The organism is bacterium (assembly GCA_026398675.1).
Classification (GTDB): Bacteria; RBG-13-66-14; RBG-13-66-14; order RBG-13-66-14; family RBG-13-66-14; genus RBG-13-66-14.
Map to the genome: position 1 here is coordinate 1 of JAPLSK010000195.1, position 4,363 is coordinate 4,363.

Here is a 4,363-nt window from a genome sequence, read left to right on the forward strand (position 1 = left end):
GGTCGTGTCGGTGGACACCTACCGGCCCGAGACGGCGGCCCCGGTGCTGGAAGCGGGGGCCCACATCATCAACGACGTCACCGGGATGCGCGGCCTCGGCGGCTCCGGCGGAACGGGGCGGGCCGTGGCCCTCTTCGACGCCGGGGTCATCGTCATGCACATGCGGGGCACACCCCGCGAAATGCAGAAGAACCCGCAATACGACGACCTGGGCGCCGAAATTCACGCCTTCTTCGCCGAGCGCCTCGAGGCCGCCCTGGCCGAAGGGGTGCGATTAGAGAGCATCGCCCTGGACCCCGGCATCGGCTTCGGCAAGCGACTCGAGGACAACCTGGCGCTCTTGAACCACCTGGAGTGGTTCGCCGGCTTCGGGCGACCCCTGGTGGTGGGGGCGAGCCGGAAGTCCTTCATCGGGGCGCTCACGGGGGCCGATGTGGGGGACCGGTTGCCCGGCACGATAGCGGCGCACACGGCGGCCGTCCTGCGCGGGGCCCACATCCTCCGGGTTCACGACGTCGCCGAGGCGCGCCAGGCCGCCCTGGTCGCGGCGGCCATCCGCGGGGCCGGTCAGTGAAGCGCATCGTCGCCGCCTTCGCCCTGCCCGCGGGAGTCGGCCTCGTGTTGGGCGTGGCGGCGCTCGTCGTCGTCCTGGACTCGGGGGAGGAAGAGCCCGCCGGACCCCCGGCCGCCCTGGTGAACGCCGAGCGGGCCCTCTTCACCGAGGCCCTTTTGGTGAAGCTGGCCGAGGGGGAGCTGAACGCCTTCCGGCTGGGCGGGTTGGATGAACGGCCGCTGGTCGCCGATCCGGCCCGGCGGCACGTCGCCCTCTTCGCCTACCGCGGCCTCGTGACCGAGCTCGAATCCCTCGGCCCGGTCATCGAATCCTTGGGGGTGGACGTCTCGCGCGACGAAGTCCTCGGGGTGTGGTCGGTGCATCTGAATGGGGCGCTGGGCTGGCTCAGGAGCCAGCGCGAGTACGCCCAGGACCCCGGCTTCGTCAAGTATATGGAGCGGCCGCTCACCACCGACCGGCCGTACATGGTCGAGGTGGACCGCCTGCAGGCCCGGAAGGACTACGAGCGGGCGGTGTCCCTGGGGCGGATGGCGCTGGAGCAGCGGACGCTGGCCTGGCGCCGGGCGGAGAGCCTGTCGTCCGCGGCCCTGCGCCGGACGGTCCTGGCGGATGTTGGCGAGTAGGGGCGGCCCTCTGCGGCCGCCCGCAACAAAAAGCTGTCAAAGAGCGAGAGGCCCCGGCCCGCCCGTGGCCTCGTTTTTATCGCGGGCGGGGGCGGAGCCCCGCCCCTACGTAATCGCAGCTAGGCACAGCCGATGTGAGGGGCGCAGTGGCCCCCTCTCCCTCCCAGGGGGAGGCTCGCCTACGGGTTAGGGTGAAGGGTAAAGCTGCGGGGATTAAAACCCCCGCCCTACGTTAAAAACCGCGCAATCCCACCGTAGGGACGACCGGTAGGACGAGTCCTCCACGGTCGCCCATCCCGACGTAGGGGCCGACCGACGGCGCGCCGTTTAGGTCGGCCCGCGGTCCCCCTCTCCCCGTGGGAGAGGGATTACGGGTGAGGGCTGCCGCTGGTCCCCTCCCCCCTTTGGGGGGAGGGCTAGGGAGAGGGGTGCCCTATTCCCCTCTCCCTTCTAGGGAGAGGGTTAGGGTGAGGGTCGGGGTTGGGAGCGTATGGCGGCGGGGATTTGCCGAGGGCATAGCTCGCTTCGCTCGGTTAAAATCCCCGCCCTACATTAAGAACCGCGCAATCCCACCGTAGGGGCGACCGTCCACGGTCGCCCGCATAAAACAAAAAACGGCGGCCCACGGAGGATTTATCCTACGGGACCGCCCTACGTTTAAAGCGTGTGAAAGGGTTGACCCTCTCTACCCCTTGAACAGCAGCCGGGCGCGGTAGAAGGCCCGGGCCGCGCGACGCATGAAGAACTGCTTCACCTTCTTGCCCGTGTACTTGGGCGTCGTTTCGTCGGCGAAATACTTCGCCTCCTCGGGCATCATCGTCATGGCGACTTTGATGCCGGGGGCGATGCCCAGCGGGACGTCGTTCTCCATCCAAATCTCGTAGGCCCGCCGGTAGATGGGAACCATCTCCTCGTATACGGGCGGCGGACGGTTCTCCAGGTCAGTGCCCACGGTGGGACGGAAGACGCAGATGGTGGTCGCCGCGCCCCACTTGGCGAACATCTCCACCCCGCGGATGGTGTCCTCGGGCGGCTCCAGCCCCGCGATTATCTCGCCGTGAATCCGACCCCGGCCGAAGAGCTTCGACGTGTACTCGATGGCCTTCAGGTAGAGGTCGGTCCCGAGCTTGTCCGCCTTCCCCGGGCAGATCAGGGGGAAGATGTCCCGGTTGACGATTTCCAGGCAGAATGAGAGGTGGTCCACGCCGAGTCCCTTCAGCCGGTCGTACCAGGTGAAGTCGGGCTGGGGCGGGCACTGGACGCCGATCATCGCCCCCGTCTCCTTCTTCACCGCATCCAGGTACGGCCAGAGCTTCTCGATGGCGTGGCCCTCCTCGTAGCCGGTGTTGAAGTGGACGAAGGTGATGCGGAACTCCTTGCGCGCCGCGCGCCAGGTCTCCAGCACCTCGATGACCTTCTTCTCCTCGGTCTCCGTGTCGCCCAGGTTCAGCCCCACCGAGCAGTACCGGCAGTTGGTGTGCCCCTTCCAGAAGGCGCACAGGCTCGTCGGGTACACGCCCAGGTAGCTCCCCTGCATGACGCCGATCTTCTTCATCGGCACGCCGGTCGAGGTGAGCCGTTCGTACCACTTGGGCTGTGGCAGCATCCGGGCGTTGTAGACCAGGCCCTCCTCGCGCTCGTCCTTCAAGAAGTACCGGCCGTCCCGCTTCACCAACAGGTAGGGCGACTTTTTGGCGAAGGATTCCACCACCGGCGCGTTGACCCAGACACCCTCATCGAGGACGAAGTCCAGGCCGGAGCCGAGGCCGCCCCGGGTGCGGATGATGCGCCGCGCGTCGTCCTCCAGGAAGCACGAGTCGTCTACGCGCATCCCCTTGCAGAAGAGGTCGAGCTTGAGCCGGCCGGGGTTCAGCATGGCGGGTCCTTTGCGGGAAAAAGAGAGGGCCGAAGCCCGTGGAAGCCTTTTCTGCGCAACTCGGATTATAGAGCGCGATTGCCGGGGTGTCAACTCGGGAATACCCCCGACCCCCACGCCTTGACAACCGGGCGGTGAAGGTTTACCGTAAAATCGAGGTCGGCTCTTCCCTTGGCCGGTGGTCGAGCGACCATTGCGGTCTGTAACCGAAACGAGGTCACGATGAAGCGGGCGGTTTGCGCGGTTTTGATGTTGATTTTCGTCGGCGCGGCATCCGCCGGCGAGTGGCATACCGAGACGGTGGATTCGGTAGGTATGGTGGGCCAGTACACCTCCCTGGCGCTGGATGACTCCGACTACCCCCACATCTCGTATTTCGCCTATTACTCGGAATACGGCTACGACTGGGGTGATCTAAAATACGCCCTTTGGAACGGTAGCTCTTGGCAGATCCAGACCGTGGACTGGGGTACCTGGGGTGGTTATTACCAATGCGTAGGCATGTGGAACTCTCTGGCGCTGGACTCCTCAGGTGCTCGCTGTATCTCATATCTCGGTTCTTGGGGATACCCGTATGAGCGCTATGCTCTAACTTACGCCAAGTTTGGTATCCAGCCTGTTGATGACGGGGGAGTTGGGAAAAGCATAGGCTTTTACACCTCTCTGGCGCTGGATTCCGGTGCCTGGGACCGCCCGCACATCTCGTATTACGACGGGACCAACGGTGATCTCAAATACGCCAGCTGGAACGGTAGCTCTTGGTTGATCGAGACCGTGGACTCGGCGGGAGCCGTAGGCTTGTGGACCTCTCTGGCGCTGGATGACTCCGACTACCCCCACATCTCGTATTACGACTTCACCAACCATGATCTAAAATACGCCCGCTGGAACGGTAGCTCTTGGCAGATCCAGACCGTTGACTCAGAGGGACAGGAGGGCGAGTGCACCTCCCTGGCGCTGGATGACTCCGACTACCCCCACATCTCGTATTACGACGCCACTAACAGCGACCTAAAATACGCTTGGTGGGACGGCGACACTTGGCAGATAGAACTCGTGGATTTGATTGGTTGGGTGGGCTCTTACACCTCCCTGGCGCTGGATTCCTCTGGCCGCCCCCACATCTCGTATTACGGCGACGGTCATCTCAAATACGCCAGCTGGAACGGTAGCTCTTGGTGGATCGAGACCGTGTACTCGGCGGGAAGCGAAGGCACGTACACCTCTCTGGCGCTTGATTCCTCCGACCGCCCCCACATCTCGTATTACGACTACACCAACTCTGATCTC

At 64.7% G+C, this 4,363-nt stretch carries 4 protein-coding genes; 3 read left to right on the forward strand and 1 reads right to left on the reverse strand.

All coding sequences use genetic code 11. The features are described from left to right. Together folP and NTW26_06445 are read left to right on the forward strand one after the other, a co-directional pair. A partial coding sequence (gene folP / locus NTW26_06440; protein MCX7021895.1) for a dihydropteroate synthase occupies nucleotides 1–574 on the forward strand: 574 nt, incomplete at its 5' end. Beyond that, nucleotides 571–1,197: a hypothetical protein gene (locus NTW26_06445; protein ID MCX7021896.1), complete on the forward strand. Its 627-nt coding sequence runs from the start codon at nucleotides 571–573 to the stop codon at nucleotides 1,195–1,197. The genes folP and NTW26_06445, both read left to right, overlap by 4 nt. A gap of 685 nt (nucleotides 1,198–1,882) precedes the next feature. On the opposite strand, the gene NTW26_06450 is transcribed toward NTW26_06445, so the two are convergent. Next, entirely contained in the window at nucleotides 1,883–3,073 is a 1,191-nt protein-coding gene (locus tag NTW26_06450; protein MCX7021897.1) for a hypothetical protein, read from the reverse strand. A 222-nt stretch (nucleotides 3,074–3,295) separates the two neighbouring features. On the opposite strand from NTW26_06450, the gene NTW26_06455 reads away from it, so the two are divergent. After that, a partial coding sequence (locus tag NTW26_06455) for a carboxypeptidase regulatory-like domain-containing protein (GenBank protein ID MCX7021898.1) occupies nucleotides 3,296–4,363 on the forward strand: 1,068 nt, incomplete at its 3' end.